Raw genomic sequence first — 15,645 nt, forward strand, 5'->3', positions numbered from 1 at the left:
CAATGTACCTTAATCGGTACATTGGCATATTGGCACATTAGTTCATTATTCCAAATTGATGCTCAGCCCCAATCCTCTTAACTCGTGCAACAACACGTTCAAAGATTCAGGGATACCCGGCTGCGGCATAGGTTCGCCCTTCACAATTGCTTCATAAGCCTTAGAACGTCCTACAACATCATCCGACTTAATTGTCAAGATTTCCTGGAGAATATGTGATGCACCGAAACCTTCGAGTGCCCAAACCTCCATCTCTCCGAAACGCTGACCACCAAATTGAGCTTTACCACCAAGAGGTTGCTGAGTAATCAATGAGTATGGACCGATAGAACGTGCGTGCATCTTGTCTTCAACCATGTGACCGAGTTTCAACATATAAGTAACACCTACAGTTGCTGGTTGGTCAAAGCGTTCTCCTGTACCACCGTCGCAAAGATAAGTCTTGCAATAGCGAGGCAAGCCAGCTTTATCTGTCCATTCGTTCAAGTCGTCAAGAGTTGCACCATCAAAAATCGGTGTAGCGAACTTTACACCCAAATTCTTTCCGGCACGTCCGAGGACAGCCTCAAAAATCTGACCAATGTTCATACGTGAAGGTACACCCAACGGGTTCAATACAATATCCACCGGAGTACCATCTTCCAGGAATGGCATGTCTTCCTGGCGAACAACACGTGACACGATACCTTTATTACCGTGACGACCTGCCATCTTATCACCTACACCAATCTTACGTTTCTTAGCAATATATACTTTCGCCATCTGGATGATTCCTGCAGGCAGTTCATCACCAATTGTGATAGCAAACTTCTTACGTTTCAGTTCTGCATCGAGCTCTTTGTACTTCTTGATGAAGTTCAGGATCAAATCACGAATCATACCGTTCGCATGATCATCATTAGTCCAGTCGCTCAACTGTATTGCGGTGAAATCAAGTGAATCGAAATCTGATGCACTGAACTTAGAACCTTTGGCAATAACTTCGGCACCCAGATAGTCTTTCACGCCTTGAGATACTTTACCTTCGGTCAATGCCATCAGTTTCTTCACCAGAATGCGTTTCAAGTCTGCTACCTTAGATTCAAATTCATCATCAATCTTTGGAAGCAATGCCTTATCGGCCAACTTAGAACTACGGTTTTTAATGACACGAGAGAATAACTTCTTGTCAATGATCACACCCTTCAATGAAGGGGATGCTTTCAAAGAAGCGTCTTTCACATCACCCGCTTTATCTCCAAAAATGGCACGAAGCAATTTTTCTTCCGGAGAAGGATCAGATTCACCTTTCGGAGTGATCTTGCCAATTAGTATATCACCCGGCTGAATGCGTGCACCAACACGTACAATACCGTTCTCATCAAGATCCTTAGTGGCTTCTTCACTAACATTAGGGATATCGGAAGTCAACTCTTCCATACCACGCTTGGTTTCACGAACTTCGAGTGAATACTCTTCTACGTGAACTGAAGTCAGCAAGTCCTCGCGAACTACACGTTCGTTCAACACGATAGCATCCTCATAGTTATAACCTTTCCAAGGCATGTAGGCTACAAGCAGGTTCTTCCCCAAAGCAAGCTCACCATTCTCGGTAGAATAACCTTCTGTCAAAATCTGACCTTTTGTCACACGATCACCTTTATTGCAGATCGGACGAAGGTCAATAGTCATATTTTGGTTCGTTTTGCGGAACTTCGGAATCCTGTATTCTTTCAATGCAGGTTCGAAGCTTACAAACTCTTCATCTTCAGTACGATCGTACAGAATACGAATAGTAGTAGCATCAACAAAATCAATTACACCATCACCCTCAGCAGCAATCTGAGTACGTGAATCACGCACCAACTGGCGCTCGATACCTGTACCTACGATCGGGGCTTCGCTTCTCAACAACGGAACTGCCTGGCGCATCATGTTCGATCCCATCAAAGCACGGTTAGCGTCATCATGTTCAAGAAATGGGATCAAAGATGCAGCAATAGAAGCAATCTGCTGAGGAGCAACGTCCATCAACTCTACTTCTGAAGGTTCTACAACCGGATAATCGGCATCCTGACGAGACTTAACCTTATTGCGAATAAATGTTCCATCATCATTCAGCGGAGCATTACCCTGTGCAATGATCTTGGCTTCTTCTTCAGCTGTCAGGTAGACAAGTCCGTTTTCAGAAAGGTCTACTTTACCATTATCTACTTTACGGTAAGGAGTTTCAATGAAACCAAGGTCATTGATCTTAGCAAACACGCAAAGTGATGAAATCAAACCGATGTTCGGACCTTCCGGTGTCTCAATCGGACAAAGACGTCCATAGTGCGTATAGTGAACGTCACGAACCTCAAATCCGGCACGTTCACGAGACAGACCACCAGGACCAAGGGCAGACATACGGCGCTTGTGAGTAATCTCAGCCAACGGGTTTGTCTGGTCCATAAACTGAGACAATGCATTAGTTCCGAAGAACGAATTGATCACTGAAGAAATAGTCTTTGCGTTGATCAAATCAATCGGAGTAAACACCTCGTTATCACGAACGTTCATACGTTCACGAATAGTACGCGACATACGTGCCAAACCGACAGCAAACTGATTAGACAGCTGCTCGCCTACAGTACGTACACGACGGTTACTTAAGTGGTCAATATCATCCACATCTGCTTTAGAGTTAATCAACTCAATCAGATATTTAATGATCTCAATAATATCTTCTTTGGTGAGGACACGCACATCCATGTCTGTCGTCAAATTCAACTTTTTGTTGATTCTGTAACGCCCTACATCACCAAGGTCATACCGCTTTTCAGAAAAGAACAGGTTATTGATAACCTCACGGGCACTGGCATCATCAGCCGGATCTGCATTACGCAATTGGCGATAGATATACAGCACAGCTTCCTTTTCCGAGTTACTCGGATCTTTCTGAAGGGTATTATATATAATAGAGTAGTCGGACTGATTCGGCTCTTCCTTATGAATAAGGATGTTTTGAACGCCCGAGTCAATTATTTCATCTATATGTTCCGGTTCGATCACTGTTTCACGGTCGATAATGACTTCATTACGCTCGATAGAAACAACTTCACCGGTATCTTCATCAACGAAATCTTCAATCCAGGTTTTCAAGACACGTGCAGCCAATTTACGACCTACTACCTTCTTGAGATTTGTTTTGTTAACCTTTACATCTTCAGCCAAGTTAAAAATCTCAAGAATGTCTTTGTCATTCTCAAAGCCAATAGCTCTTAACAGCGTAGTAACAGGTAACTTCTTCTTACGATCGATATAAGCATACATCACATTGTTGATGTCGGTAGCAAACTCAATCCATGATCCCTTGAACGGGATGATACGGGCCGAGTACAATTTTGTACCATTGGCATGTACACTCTGACCGAAGAATACGCCCGGAGAACGGTGAAGCTGCGACACAACTACACGTTCAGCACCATTGATGACGAAAGTTGCCTTATCAGTCATGTAAGGGATAGGACCAAGGAACACATCCTGAATCACTGTATCGAAATCCTCATGATCGGGGTCTGTACAGTAAAGCTTGAGTTTCGCTTTCAATGGGACACTATATGTAAGCCCACGCTCTATACAATCATCAATGGTATAGCGCGGCGGATCAATATAATAGTCCAGAAACTCAAGAACAAAATTGTTTCTTGTGTCGGCAATTGGGAAGTTTTCGGCAAATACTTTATACAATCCCTCTTTTTTACGCTTCTCAGGTGGGGTATCTAGTTGTAGAAAGTCTTGGAATGACTTCAATTGTACTTCCAGGAAATCCGGATATTCAAGCGGATTCTTAGTCGAAGCAAAATTAACTCTTTGATTTACAGTATTTGAAGACATCTGTCAATGAATTTGGAGAACTTAATTTTAAATATATACACAAAAAGGTTAAGAATCCTCTTGTGAAGGATTCTTAACCGAATTACCTGATTACCAGGCTAATGTTATTTAAGTTCAACTTCAGCTCCAGCTTCTTCCAATGTTTTCTTCAATGATTCTGCTTCGTCTTTAGCCAAACCTTCTTTTACTACACTAGGAGCACCGTCTACCATGTCCTTAGCTTCTTTCAAGCCAAGACCACAAGCTTCTTTAACGGCTTTAACAACCTGAAGTTTAGCTGCACCAGCGCTCTTCAATACTACGTCGAAAGAAGACTTTTCTTCTGCGGCAGCAGCACCAGCTGCAGGACCAGCAGCAACAGCTACAGCTGCAGCAGCAGGTTCAATACCATATTCTTCTTTAAGGATAGTTGCAAGTTCATTAACTTCTTTTACTGTCAAGTTAACTAATTGTTCTGCAAAAGCTTTCAAATCTGCCATTTTTTGTATGATTTTAATGTTTAATTTACTAAATAAAATGTGTTATAATTATCTTTCACCAAGAGTTTTGAGAACTCCGTGAAGGGTGTTGCCACCTGATTGAAGAGCAGAAATAACATTCTTGGCCGGTGATTGCAACAGGGCAACGATATCGGCAATAACTTCATTTTTACTCTTAATAGCTACGAGAGCATCCAACTGGTCAGCACCAACATAGAAGCTTTCTTCTGCATATGCAGCTTTCAGTCCCGGAATGCCATCTTTAGATTTGTCTTTGATCAGTTTTGCAGGTGCGTTTGCAACGTTGCAGAACATCACAGCTGTCGTACCTTTCAAAGAACCATAAAGAGGAGAGAAATCACCTTCAATGCTTTCAAGCGCTTTGTGGAGGAGTGTGTTCTTAACTACCATCAATTTGATGTCAGCCTTGAAACAAGCTCTTCTCAATTCACTTGTTGCAGCAGCGTTCATAGCTGTTGTATCTACCAAATAGAAGTGACCATATTCCTGTACTGTAGCAGCAATCTGCTCAATAATCGTATTTTTATCTTCCTTTCTCATTGTTACTCTGTTTTATTAGATTTCCTCTACTGATTTCGGGTCAATTTTGATACCCGCACTCATTGTACTAGAAAGATAAATACTCTTAATATATGTACCCTTGGCTGCAGTCGGTTTCAACTTGTTCAATGTAGAGATAAATTCTTTTGCATTATCGCGAATCTGCTCTGCAGTGAATGAAACCTTACCAATTGAAGTATGAACAATACCGCTCTTATCAACTTTGAAGTCGATCTTACCTTGTTTTACTTCTCTTACAGCTTTAGCAACATCCATAGTTACGGTACCACTCTTCGGGTTAGGCATCAATCCACGAGGACCAAGCACACGACCGAGTGCACCAATTTTACCCATGATAGATGGCATAGTGATAATCACATCAATATCAGTCCATCCACCTTTGATCTTTTCAATATATTCGTCAAGACCAACATAGTCAGCACCAGCTTCTTTTGCAGCAGCTTCAGCATCCGGTGTACAAAGTACCAACACACGTACTTGCTTTCCAGTTCCATGAGGAAGTGAAACAACACCTCTCACCATTTGGTTTGCTTTACGTGGATCAACACCTAAACGTACATCAATATCTAATGAAGCATCAAACTTAGTAAAAGTGATTTCCTTTACCAAAGATGCAGCTTCTTTCAGTGAGTATGCTTTCCCTGCTTCAATTTTTCCTGCAGCTAACTTTTGATTTTTTGTCAGTTTACCCATTACAATTGAAGTTTATTAATTATTAACCGGGAACTCCCCTTTTACAGCGATACCCATACTTCTAGCTGTACCTGCAACCATTTTCATGGCAGCTTCCACAGTAAAACAGTTCAAGTCAACCATTTTGTCCTGAGCAATCGTACGAACCTGTTCCCAAGTGATCTCGGCAACTTTCTTACGGTTAGGCTCAGCAGAACCACTCTTTACCTTAGCCACTTCAAGCAACTGAATGGCAACGGGAGGAGTCTTGATTACAAAATCGAAAGACTTATCTGCGTAGTAAGTAATGATAACAGGCAAAATCTTACCTGCCTTGTCTTGGGTTCTGGCGTTGAATTGCTTGCAAAACTCCATGATGTTGATTCCCTTAGAACCTAATGCAGGTCCAACGGGAGGTGATGGGTTTGCCGCGCCTCCTTTAATCTGTAATTTGATTAGTCCAGCAACTTCTTTAGCCATTTTTTTATTGATTTATATATAACATTAAACGAAGGACAACTACAGCGTAACAATTCTGCGTTATTCCTTTTCCACTTGCATAAAGCCTAATTCAAGCGGTGTTTTACGCCCGAATATCTTTACCATGACCTTTAGTTTCTTCTTTTCACTATTCACTTCTTCAATGATACCACTGAATCCGCTAAAAGGACCAAAAGTAACCTTTACAGTTTCACCTACAATATACGGAACATTTAAGTCTTCACCCGTTTCTTGCAATTCGTCCACTGTACCAAGTATACGATTCACTTCCGACTGTCTGAGGGGAACCGGTTTATCGGAACCTCCCAAGAAACCTATCACATTAGGAGTATTTCTCAGATGGTGAGAAACCTCACCAACCAAAGCAGCCTCCACCAAAACGTAACCAGGAAGATAACTTCTTTCTTTCACAATTTTTTTACCATTGCGAACCTGGTATACCTTTTCGGTAGGAATCAATACCTGAGACACATATTCGCCAAGGTCGCTGTTTTTAATATCAGCTTCAAGATACTCTTTTACCTTAGCTTCTTTTCCGCTAATAGCACGCAAAACGTACCATTTCTTTTCAATCTCAGACATCGTAATTCCTCTTTTTTTAATGTGGATAAATTATTTTTTCCATAAAATTCTGGAAACAGAAGTCCATCGCGAACACTACCAATGCAATAAGCAGGGAAGCATATAAAACAACTACCGCACTGTTAGTTAGTTCTGAATACGTAGGCCACGACACTTTATGAACAAGTTCGTCGTAAGATTCTTTAATATAAGCTACTACTTTTTTCATTTCATAAATATTAGCACGGGAGGAGAGGCTCGAACTCCCGACACCCGGTTTTGGAGACCGGTGCTCTACCAACTGAGCTACTCCCGTTTGTACATAATCAGTTCCCGATAATACTACCGGGAACTGATTAATATTTAATTTTAGTCGATAATTTCAGTAATCTGACCAGCACCTACTGTACGACCACCCTCGCGGATAGCGAAACGAAGACCGATGTTCAATGCAACCGGGTAGATCAACTCTACAGTGATAGTTACATTATCACCCGGCATCACCATTTCAGTTCCTTCCGGAAGAGTGATTTCACCTGTACAGTCCATAGTACGCAGATAGAACTGAGGACGGTATTTGTTGTGGAATGGAGTGTGACGACCACCTTCTTCTTTCTTCAGGATATAGACCTCAGCTTTAAACTTAGAGTGAGGTTTGATCTGACCTGGTTTACAAAGAACCATACCACGTTTGATTTCGTTCTTGTCAACACCACGAAGCAACAGACCTACGTTGTCACCAGCCTCACCCTGATCCAAAAGTTTGCGGAACATTTCAACACCTGTTACAACTGATTTCTTATCTTCACCCAAACCAAGGATTTCGATTTCATCACCTACGTGGATAACACCAGTTTCGATACGACCTGTAGCTACAGTACCACGACCTGTGATAGAGAACACGTCTTCTACCGGCATCAAGAAAGGTTTATCAACATCGCGCGGAGGCAACGGAATCCAAGTATCAACAGCTTCCATCAACTCCATTACTTTGTCTTCCCATTTTTCTACACCGTTCAATGCACCAAGAGCAGAACCCTGAATGATCGGAGTATTGTCACCGTCGAAATCATAGAAAGAAAGAAGTTCTCTCATTTCCATTTCAACCAGTTCCAACATTTCAGCATCTTCAACCATATCGCACTTGTTCATGAATACAACCAGCTTCGGAACGTTTACCTGACGAGCCAAAAGGATGTGCTCACGAGTCTGAGGCATCGGACCATCAGTAGCAGCAACTACGATGATAGCACCGTCCATCTGAGCAGCACCAGTAACCATGTTCTTTACGTAGTCAGCGTGACCCGGACAGTCAACGTGTGCGTAGTGACGGTTAGCTGTTTCGTACTCAACGTGTGAAGTATTGATAGTAATACCTCTTTCCTTTTCTTCAGGAGCGTTGTCGATAGAATCGAAAGAGCGGAGTTCAGAAAGACCTTTTTTTGCCAACACTGTAGTGATAGCAGCAGTCAAAGTGGTTTTACCGTGGTCAACGTGACCGATTGTACCAATGTTTACGTGCGGTTTGGTACGTTCAAATTTCTCTTTAGCCATAGCTTTACTTGTTATTTATTTGATTAATAATCAGCATTTACATCTTACAGAGCTGTTACCGGGATTTGAACCCGGGACCTCTTCCTTACCAAGGAAGTGCTCTACCACTGAGCTATAACAGCGAAATAGAGAGAGCGGAAGACGGGGCTCAAACCCGCGACCCTCAGCTTGGAAGGCTAATGCTCTATCAACTGAGCTACTTCCGCAATTTGCCAAAGTTTTCACTCTGTCTTCTCCGTGGGCAAAGATGGATTCGAACCACCGAAGGCGTAAGCCAGCAGATTTACAGTCTGCCCCATTTGGCCACTCTGGTATTTGCCCTTCATTACAGAAATCGAATTTCGAAGTAAGCGTAAGAACGCCCAAACTTTTTCTATTCTGATTTATTCTTGAGCCTCTTGTCGGATTCGAACCAACGACCCCGAGATTACAAATCACGTGCTCTGGCCAACTGAGCTAAAGAGGCGTTTTTACTTAAAAAATGCAACCGTCACGTCCTAACGCGAGCGAAACGGCTGCAAATTTAGTTATTTATTTCTTTCCCGCAAAATATTTGCGGTATTTTTATTTATTTCGTTGTTTTTCCTTGTACTTAACCAGCTGCTTCTCCAATGCTTCCACACACAAATCAACCGCTTCTTCAAACGTATCACAGATTTTGCTTGCATGAAAATCATTGTTTGGAACCAACACCGTAATTCCGACCTCCTTATTCTCCGCAGTTTCTGGTTTAACCACCTTTAATGACACCTCTACTTTCTTTATATCTTCGTAATATTTTTCCAACTTAGACACTTTCTTCTGAATGAAAGCCTGCAATTGTTCTGTTGCATCAAAGTGAATCGATTGAATTCTAATTTCCATACTTACCTCCTTTTTTAGGCTCGTGGATGAGCTTGTTTATACACTTTTTTAAGTTCTTCAAAAGTGGTATGCGTATAAATCTCCGTAGTCGCCAGACTACTATGACCTAAAAGCTCTTTCACCGCACCCAACTCCGCATCATTATTCAGCATTGTTGTGGCAAAGGTATGCCTCAACACGTGAGGACTGCGCTTCTTAAGCGTTACCACCTTCGAAAGGTTCCGTTTCACCAAATTATAGACCAGATTCTTATAAAGTCGTTCGCCATTCTCTCTAACAAAAAAAGCATCAGACTTCACTGAAATCACTTTGTTCCTTACATCAACATACTCAAACATCGCTTCTTTCAATTCATCCCCAAAAGGGATCAAGCGCTGCTTATTTCTCTTTCCCGTTACTTTCAGAAGAGAGGCTGAGAAATCTACATCCTTATCATCCAAACCTATCAATTCAGAGAGACGCATGCCTGTGGCATAAAACACCTCAATAATCAAACGATCCCGACACCCCTTAAACCCTTCACCAAAATCCGTGTCATCCAGCAATTTATTCATTTCACTCTCTTTCAAGAAAGAAGGAAGTGGCTTTTTATTTTTTGGCCCCGTTATTTTACGTAACGGATCAACACTCACCTCTCCTTGTCTGAGGAGATATTTATAAAACGACCGGAGCGAACTCAGCTTACGATTCACAGAAGTTGAAGTATACCCCCGATCCATCAGTGAAACAATCCACTCACGAATCAGTTCGGGCTTCACTTCCAACGGATTAAACTCCCCAATCTCCTCTTGAGCAAACTCCTGCAACTGCGAAATATCCTCGCCGTAAGCCAGTACGGTCTTCTCAGAATAATTCCGTTCGTACCGGAGGTAATCAAGAAAAGAATCTGCTAACATAATATCGCTACATCTATAATTCTGCAACGAATGTATGAAAAGAATTCAATAATTCAAAGGAAATTACGAATTATTAATCTTCTACTTGCTGAAGTTTTTGTACGTAAACTGCACGTTCTTTCTTAAGTCTTTTAGTTACAGACGGTTTGTCGAACTGTTGTCTGCTTCTCAACTCTTTAACGATGCCAGTTTTTTCAAATTTTCTCTTAAACTTCTTCAGCGCTTTTTCAATGTTTTCGCCTTCTTTTACAGGTACTACAATCATTTTGTTACTATTAAATATGTTATGGTTTAAAATTTCCGCAGTCAAATTGCGCCGCAAAATTACACATACTTTCTTTATTCACAAAACTTTCGGCAATTATTTCTCAAAATCAATGCAAAAGGAACAGAAAGTAGTTATCTTTGGAGAGTATAACATATAATATATATAATGTATGAAACAGTCTATCAGTGAACGAATACATGCATTACGCATGTGGTTTAAACCAAACATTCAAGCATTCATCATCCCCAGCACAGACCCTCATCTCAGTGAATACGTTGCACCACACTGGAAATCACGAGAATGGATTTCCGGATTTACCGGATCAGCCGGTACGGTAGTGATTACAGAAAAGAAAGCAGGACTCTGGACCGACTCAAGATATTTTTTACAAGCAGCAGAACAGTTACAAGGAAGTGGCATAGACTTATATAAAGAGATGCTGCCGGACACTCCAAGTATCACAGAATTCTTGTCTACCCAATTAAAACCGGGAGAGGCAGTAGGTATCGATGGAAAAATGTTCTCAGTGGAACAAGTGGAGTATATGCAAGCCGAACTTTCATCAAGTAATCTTCAAATCATATTCTGCCCTGATCCTATGCAGGAGATATGGACAAATCGACCGCCTATGCCGGAATCACCTGCCTTTGTATACGACATTGAATATGCGGGAAAAAGTTGCACAGAAAAAATCGCATCCATTCGTACGGAGCTAAAGAAAAAGGGCGCAGAAAGTGTTATGTTATCAGCTTTAGATGAAATAGCCTGGACCCTAAACCTACGTGGAAACGATGTACATTGCAACCCCGTAGTAATAAGCTATTTACTTATTACAGAAGACAGCACGATATTATTCATTGCTCCGGAGAAAGTAACTGAAGAAGTACGGAACTACTTAAAAGAGCAGCAAGTAGAGATACGGAACTACGCAGAAACAGAAATTTACTTATCAGATCTCAAGAGCACCAGCATCCTGATGAATCCGGCAAAAACCAATTATGCTATTTTTTCCTCCGTAAACCCCAAATGCCGGATCATACGAGGAGAAGCACCGGTAGCCTTACTGAAAGCTGTCCGTAACAATCAAGAAATAGCAGGAGTCCATGCAGCCATGCAGCGTGACGGTGTCGCCTTAGTCAAATTCCTTAAATGGCTGGAGTCTGCCGTCCCTTCCGGAATAGAAACAGAATTAAGCATCGATCACAAACTGCACGAGTTTCGTGCTGCACAGAATTTGTACGTAGGCGAAAGTTTTGATACCATTGCGGGTTACAAAGAACACGGGGCTATTGTACATTATTCAGCAACCGAAGAAAGCAACGCGACATTGCAACCCAAAGGCTTTCTTTTACTCGACTCAGGAGCTCAATACATAGATGGCACCACTGACATCACACGTACCATTGCATTAGGTGAGCTAACAGAGGAAGAAAAGACAGACTATACACTGGTCCTCAAAGGACACATCGCATTGGCGATGGCCGTTTTTCCGGCAGGAACCAGAGGAGCACAACTGGATGTACTGGCACGTATGCCATTATGGAGCCACAAAATGAATTTCCTGCATGGCACCGGTCATGGCGTAGGTCATTTCCTCAGCGTGCACGAAGGTCCACAAAGCATTCGTATGAACGAGAATCCGGTTGTATTACAACCCGGCATGGTCACCTCAAACGAACCCGGAGTATATAAAGGTGGCAGCCACGGCATACGAATCGAGAATCTGACACTGGTATGCAAGGCTGGTGAAGGCTTGTTTGGCGAATACCTGAGGTTCGAAACCATCACGCTTTGTCCTATTTGTAAAAAGGGTATAATCAAGGAGTTGCTAACCGCAGAAGAAACAGACTGGCTGAATGATTATCACCGGCAAGTATATGAAAAGTTATCCCCCGGTCTGAATGAAGAAGAAAAAATATGGTTGAAAGAGGCAACAGCCGCAATCTGACAAACCAAAGGAAGGACCGCCTTTATAGGTCACCAAAATCATTATTAGTGTGAATCAGCATCTTATAGGATGCTGATTCCATCTATTTCTCAAACATGTTTTAATCAATAACCTATGGCTTTAATAAAATCAGTAAGAGGTTTTACTCCTGAATTCGGAGAAAACTGTTTTCTGGCCGACAATGCCACCATCATCGGCGATGTAAAGATGGGGCGCGATTGTAGCATTTGGTTCAGCACCGTGCTGAGAGGGGATGTAAACTCCATCCGCATTGGCGACGGAGTGAATATACAAGACGGGAGTGTATTACACACTCTCTATCAAAAATCGACGATTGAAATAGGTAATCATGTATCGGTAGGACATAATGTAACCATTCATGGTGCGACAATTAAAGATTACGCATTGATCGGTATGGGATCGACCCTACTCGATCATGCTGTTATCGGTGAGGGAGCGATTGTAGCAGCAGGCTCACTTGTACTCAGCAACACCATCATCGAACCGGGAAGTATTTGGGGAGGAGTACCGGCAAAATTTATAAAAAAGGTTGATCCGGAACAAGCCAAAGAGTTAAACCAAAAAATAGCTCATAATTACCTGATGTACTCTGATTGGTATAAATAAGACCCGACCTGATAAACAAAAATATCCTCCGGAGGGACTGGGTTCCCCGAAGGATATTTTTGTTTATCAGGTTCAAAGCCTTAAAAATTTATCATGTGTAGTACCTTGTCCGTCGCTCCGGAGTTGCCAATCACATAATTACCGGCGTTAGTTCCCGTTTCTTTCAGGAACTTTTCATCGGACAGAAGCCTGTCAAGCAACGTCTTCAGCTCCTCGTAATCCTTAATCGAATAAGCCCCTTTGGCTTCAATCAATTGTACCGCCTCCATAAACTTCTGATATTTGGGTCCGAAAATTACCGGAATACCATAAACTGCCGCTTCAAGAGTATTATGAATTCCTACTCCGAAACCACCTCCGATATAAGCAATCTCTCCATAACGATAAATAGAAGACAGTAAACCGAAACAATCGATTATCAGGCAGTCCGCCTTCCGGACATTCTTTTCATCGGCACGGGTATAACGCACAGAAGGACGTTTCAACTTACCAATAATCTCTACCAAATGATTCTCATCGATTACATGTGGTGCTATAATCAACTTCATCTCAGGATGATTATTAAAATACTCAATGAAAAGATCCTCATCCGGTCCCCATGAACTTCCGGCCACAAAAGTAAATGCGCCATCCTTGAACTGTTCCACCAGCGGCAACTCCTTGGCCTGCTCACGAATCTGCAAAACACGGTCAAAACGCGTATCTCCCACTACCGTAACCCTTGTAATTCCAATCTTGGCAAGGAAACGCTTCGATGCTTCGTTCTGCACAAACAAGTGATCAAAATCCTTCAGCACATTTCTGTAAGTACCTCCATACCACTTAAAGAATATCTGATCTTTACGGAAAATGGACGAAACACTATACACGGGGATACGACGCTTGTGTAATTCATCCAGATAGTTCTTCCAAAATTCGTATTTGATGAAGAAAGCCATACAAGGATTCACAATATCCAGAAACTTCTTCACATTACGAGGTTTATCAAACGGCAAATAGCAGACAATGTCGGCTCCACGGTAGTTCTTCCGGACCTCATATCCCGAAGGAGAAAAAAACGTTTGCAGTATTTTATAATCCGGATACCTCTCCCGTATTTTCTCAATCAAGGGACGCCCCTGCTCAAACTCTCCCAAAGAAGCAGCATGAAACCAGATATAGCGCGCGTCCTTCTCTACCTGTTGACGAAGAAGGTCGTACACTACCCAATGCCCCTTCATCATCTTTCGGGGCTTACGGCTGAATGGTGCAGCCAGATGCACCAGAAGGTCGTAAATTCCTATTGCCAGATCGTAAAACATACCTCCGGATTCTTATTTCAAAACCTCTACGGCACGTTTCATACGAGCCAGTGTTTCTTCTTTTCCCAATACCCAGGAAATGTCAAACATATGGGGACCTTTGCCCTCGCCTACCAGCGTCAAGCGGAAAGCATTCATAATATTACCTGTATGATAACCTTTCTCAGCAATCCAATCCATTACAATTTTCTCTTGACCTTCAATACTGAAATCTTCTATTCCGGCCAATACTTCAGCCAGTTCGGCCATACATTTAGCCGAATCTTCTTTCCAGCGTTTTTTAACCGTCTTTTCATCATATTCTGCCGGGGCTACAAAGAAGAAACTGCATACATCCCACAGTTCTTTGACAAAGCTGACACGGTCCTTCATCATCCCAACCACTGTTACTACTTTTTCGAAAGGAGCTTCCACACCATGTTCTTTCAGAACAGGCACAAACAGTTCGGCTATTTCTTCGTCAGACTTCTGTTGAATGTAAGTATGATTAAACCAAATCCCTTTCTTATAGTCAAATTTAGCACCCGATTTACTGCAACGGTGCAAGTCGAACAGACGAATCAACTCATCCATGGACATTACCTCCTGATCGTTACCCGGATTCCATCCCAACAAGGCGAGGAAGTTAATGACAGCCTCAGGCAGATAACCCGATTCACGATAACCTGAAGAAACTTCTCCACTCTTCGGATCATGCCATTCAAGCGGAAATACAGGAAATCCCAGACGGTCACCATCACGTTTACTCAGCTTACCATTGCCCTCGGGTTTCAACAACAGAGGTAAATGAGCAAAAGCAGGCATTGTGTCTTCCCAACCAAATGCGCGATACAACAATACGTGCAACGGAGCGGAAGGCAACCACTCCTCACCACGGATCACGTGTGATACCTCCATCAGATGGTCATCAACAATATTAGCCAAGTGGTAAGTAGGCAGTTCATCGGCCGATTTATATAGAACCTTGTCGTCAAGGATAGATGAGTTAATAATCACTTCTCCACGAATCAGGTCATTCACATGAATGTCTTCGTTCGGCTCAATTTTAAAACGTACCACATATTGCTTTCCGTCAGCAATCAACGCCTTCACCTCTTCCTGTGAAAGGGTCAGCGAATTGCGCATTCCCACACGGGTAGATGCGTCATATTGGAAATTGGCTATTTCAGCACGTTTGGCATCCAGCTCCTCCGGAGTATCGAAAGCAATATAGGCTTTTCCGTTGTCAAGCAACACTTGTACATACTTCTTGTATATTTCGCGACGTTCTGACTGGCGGTACGGTCCATATTCACCTCCAAAGCTGACACCCTCGTCAAACTGAATCCCTAACCACTTAAATGATTCCAGGATATATTCTTCCGCACCCGGGACAAAACGGTTTGAGTCAGTATCCTCGATACGGAAAATCAAATCTCCCCCATGCTGGCGGGCAAACAGATAATTATACAAAGCGGTACGCACACCACCTATATGCAATGCTCCTGTTGGGCTCGGAGCAAAACGAACTCTTACTTTTCTTTCTGCCATAATTTGC

The 15,645-nt window shown here is 42.4% G+C and carries 15 protein-coding genes and 5 tRNA genes; 2 read left to right on the forward strand and 18 right to left on the reverse strand.

All coding sequences use genetic code 11. The annotated features are described in order from the left end of the window. Positions 1 to 45: 45 nt before the first annotated feature. The 16 genes from rpoB to rpsU all read right to left on the reverse strand — a co-directional run bounded on the left by rpoB (position 46) and on the right by rpsU (position 10,229). Positions 46 to 3,855 (reverse strand): DNA-directed RNA polymerase subunit beta, encoded by a 3,810-nt coding sequence (gene rpoB, locus R3O62_RS03250; protein WP_317472983.1) that lies wholly within the window; start codon positions 3,853 to 3,855, stop codon positions 46 to 48. A gap of 104 nt (positions 3,856 to 3,959) precedes the next feature. Next, on the reverse strand, positions 3,960 to 4,334 hold the full coding sequence (rplL, locus tag R3O62_RS03255) for a 50S ribosomal protein L7/L12 (RefSeq protein ID WP_005782165.1): 375 nt from the start codon (positions 4,332 to 4,334) through the stop codon (positions 3,960 to 3,962). Between the two features lie 48 nt (positions 4,335 to 4,382). After that, positions 4,383 to 4,895, reverse strand: a complete 513-nt coding sequence (gene rplJ / locus R3O62_RS03260) for a 50S ribosomal protein L10 (RefSeq protein WP_005782163.1) — start codon at positions 4,893 to 4,895, stop codon at positions 4,383 to 4,385. A 15-nt stretch (positions 4,896 to 4,910) separates the two neighbouring features. After that, a complete protein-coding gene (rplA, locus tag R3O62_RS03265) occupies positions 4,911 to 5,609 on the reverse strand; it encodes a 50S ribosomal protein L1 (protein WP_005782161.1) in 699 nt (232 codons plus the stop codon). Between the two features lie 15 nt (positions 5,610 to 5,624). Next, positions 5,625 to 6,068, reverse strand: coding sequence for a 50S ribosomal protein L11 (gene rplK / locus R3O62_RS03270; RefSeq protein ID WP_004291286.1), 444 nt, complete (start codon positions 6,066 to 6,068; stop codon positions 5,625 to 5,627). A 60-nt stretch (positions 6,069 to 6,128) separates the two neighbouring features. Next, on the reverse strand, positions 6,129 to 6,671 hold the full coding sequence (gene nusG / locus R3O62_RS03275) for a transcription termination/antitermination protein NusG (protein ID WP_005782159.1): 543 nt from the start codon (positions 6,669 to 6,671) through the stop codon (positions 6,129 to 6,131). 16 nt (positions 6,672 to 6,687) lie between these two features. Further along, positions 6,688 to 6,879, reverse strand: a complete 192-nt coding sequence (secE, locus tag R3O62_RS03280; protein ID WP_005782157.1) for a preprotein translocase subunit SecE — start codon at positions 6,877 to 6,879, stop codon at positions 6,688 to 6,690. Positions 6,880 to 6,893: 14 nt separating this feature from the next. After that, positions 6,894 to 6,966, reverse strand: a tRNA-Trp gene (locus tag R3O62_RS03285). A 53-nt stretch (positions 6,967 to 7,019) separates the two neighbouring features. Beyond that, positions 7,020 to 8,204, reverse strand: a complete 1,185-nt coding sequence (gene tuf, locus R3O62_RS03290) for an elongation factor Tu (protein WP_005782155.1) — start codon at positions 8,202 to 8,204, stop codon at positions 7,020 to 7,022. A gap of 50 nt (positions 8,205 to 8,254) precedes the next feature. Further along, positions 8,255 to 8,326, reverse strand: a tRNA-Thr gene (locus R3O62_RS03295). Between the two features lie 11 nt (positions 8,327 to 8,337). Further along, positions 8,338 to 8,410 (reverse strand) — tRNA-Gly (locus R3O62_RS03300). A gap of 32 nt (positions 8,411 to 8,442) precedes the next feature. Next, positions 8,443 to 8,525 (reverse strand) — tRNA-Tyr (locus tag R3O62_RS03305). A 71-nt stretch (positions 8,526 to 8,596) separates the two neighbouring features. Further along, positions 8,597 to 8,670: transfer RNA gene (locus tag R3O62_RS03310), tRNA-Thr, on the reverse strand. A gap of 98 nt (positions 8,671 to 8,768) precedes the next feature. After that, the gene (gene hpf / locus R3O62_RS03315; protein WP_122143405.1) at positions 8,769 to 9,068 is read right to left on the reverse strand and encodes a ribosome hibernation-promoting factor, HPF/YfiA family; all 300 of its coding nucleotides are present in this window, start codon (positions 9,066 to 9,068) and stop codon (positions 8,769 to 8,771) included. A 14-nt stretch (positions 9,069 to 9,082) separates the two neighbouring features. After that, positions 9,083 to 9,964, reverse strand: coding sequence for a tyrosine recombinase XerC (xerC, locus tag R3O62_RS03320; protein WP_005811400.1), 882 nt, complete (start codon positions 9,962 to 9,964; stop codon positions 9,083 to 9,085). A gap of 73 nt (positions 9,965 to 10,037) precedes the next feature. Next, positions 10,038 to 10,229: a 30S ribosomal protein S21 gene (rpsU, locus tag R3O62_RS03325; RefSeq protein WP_005782152.1), complete on the reverse strand. Its 192-nt coding sequence runs from the start codon at positions 10,227 to 10,229 to the stop codon at positions 10,038 to 10,040. A 172-nt stretch (positions 10,230 to 10,401) separates the two neighbouring features. Between rpsU and R3O62_RS03330 the strand changes: the two genes are divergently transcribed. Both R3O62_RS03330 and R3O62_RS03335 read left to right on the forward strand, forming a co-directional pair. Further along, complete coding sequence (locus R3O62_RS03330) at positions 10,402 to 12,180, forward strand: aminopeptidase P family protein (RefSeq protein ID WP_032536178.1); 1,779 nt, start codon at positions 10,402 to 10,404, stop codon at positions 12,178 to 12,180. 114 nt (positions 12,181 to 12,294) lie between these two features. Then, on the forward strand, positions 12,295 to 12,807 hold the full coding sequence (locus R3O62_RS03335) for a gamma carbonic anhydrase family protein (protein ID WP_005782150.1): 513 nt from the start codon (positions 12,295 to 12,297) through the stop codon (positions 12,805 to 12,807). A gap of 80 nt (positions 12,808 to 12,887) precedes the next feature. Here R3O62_RS03335 and R3O62_RS03340 read toward each other — a convergent pair whose 3' ends face one another. Both R3O62_RS03340 and gltX read right to left on the reverse strand, forming a co-directional pair. Further along, positions 12,888 to 14,108: a 3-deoxy-D-manno-octulosonic acid transferase gene (locus R3O62_RS03340; protein ID WP_005782149.1), complete on the reverse strand. Its 1,221-nt coding sequence runs from the start codon at positions 14,106 to 14,108 to the stop codon at positions 12,888 to 12,890. A gap of 12 nt (positions 14,109 to 14,120) precedes the next feature. Continuing rightward, positions 14,121 to 15,638, reverse strand: coding sequence for a glutamate--tRNA ligase (gene gltX / locus R3O62_RS03345; protein WP_005782148.1), 1,518 nt, complete (start codon positions 15,636 to 15,638; stop codon positions 14,121 to 14,123). Positions 15,639 to 15,645: the final 7 nt, after the last annotated feature.

This window comes from Bacteroides hominis (assembly GCF_033042785.2).
GTDB lineage: Bacteria > Bacteroidota > Bacteroidia > Bacteroidales > Bacteroidaceae > Bacteroides > Bacteroides hominis.

Excerpts from the sequence above, each read along its gene's own strand:
- R3O62_RS03330 (WP_032536178.1), top strand. The coding sequence starts at position 10,402 with ATGAAACAGTCTATCAGTGAACGAATACATGCATTACGCATGTGGTTT.
- rpoB (WP_317472983.1), bottom strand. The coding sequence starts at position 3,855 with ATGTCTTCAAATACTGTAAATCAAAGAGTTAATTTTGCTTCGACTAAG.
- rplL (WP_005782165.1), bottom strand. The coding sequence starts at position 4,334 with ATGGCAGATTTGAAAGCTTTTGCAGAACAATTAGTTAACTTGACAGTA.
- rpsU (WP_005782152.1), bottom strand. The coding sequence starts at position 10,229 with ATGATTGTAGTACCTGTAAAAGAAGGCGAAAACATTGAAAAAGCGCTG.
- gltX (WP_005782148.1), bottom strand. The coding sequence starts at position 15,638 with ATGGCAGAAAGAAAAGTAAGAGTTCGTTTTGCTCCGAGCCCAACAGGA.
- rplA (WP_005782161.1), bottom strand. The coding sequence starts at position 5,609 with ATGGGTAAACTGACAAAAAATCAAAAGTTAGCTGCAGGAAAAATTGAA.
- R3O62_RS03335 (WP_005782150.1), top strand. The coding sequence starts at position 12,295 with ATGGCTTTAATAAAATCAGTAAGAGGTTTTACTCCTGAATTCGGAGAA.
- hpf (WP_122143405.1), bottom strand. The coding sequence starts at position 9,068 with ATGGAAATTAGAATTCAATCGATTCACTTTGATGCAACAGAACAATTG.
- xerC (WP_005811400.1), bottom strand. The coding sequence starts at position 9,964 with ATGTTAGCAGATTCTTTTCTTGATTACCTCCGGTACGAACGGAATTAT.
- rplJ (WP_005782163.1), bottom strand. The coding sequence starts at position 4,895 with ATGAGAAAGGAAGATAAAAATACGATTATTGAGCAGATTGCTGCTACA.
- secE (WP_005782157.1), bottom strand. The coding sequence starts at position 6,879 with ATGAAAAAAGTAGTAGCTTATATTAAAGAATCTTACGACGAACTTGTT.
- R3O62_RS03340 (WP_005782149.1), bottom strand. The coding sequence starts at position 14,108 with ATGTTTTACGATCTGGCAATAGGAATTTACGACCTTCTGGTGCATCTG.
- nusG (WP_005782159.1), bottom strand. The coding sequence starts at position 6,671 with ATGTCTGAGATTGAAAAGAAATGGTACGTTTTGCGTGCTATTAGCGGA.
- rplK (WP_004291286.1), bottom strand. The coding sequence starts at position 6,068 with ATGGCTAAAGAAGTTGCTGGACTAATCAAATTACAGATTAAAGGAGGC.
- tuf (WP_005782155.1), bottom strand. The coding sequence starts at position 8,204 with ATGGCTAAAGAGAAATTTGAACGTACCAAACCGCACGTAAACATTGGT.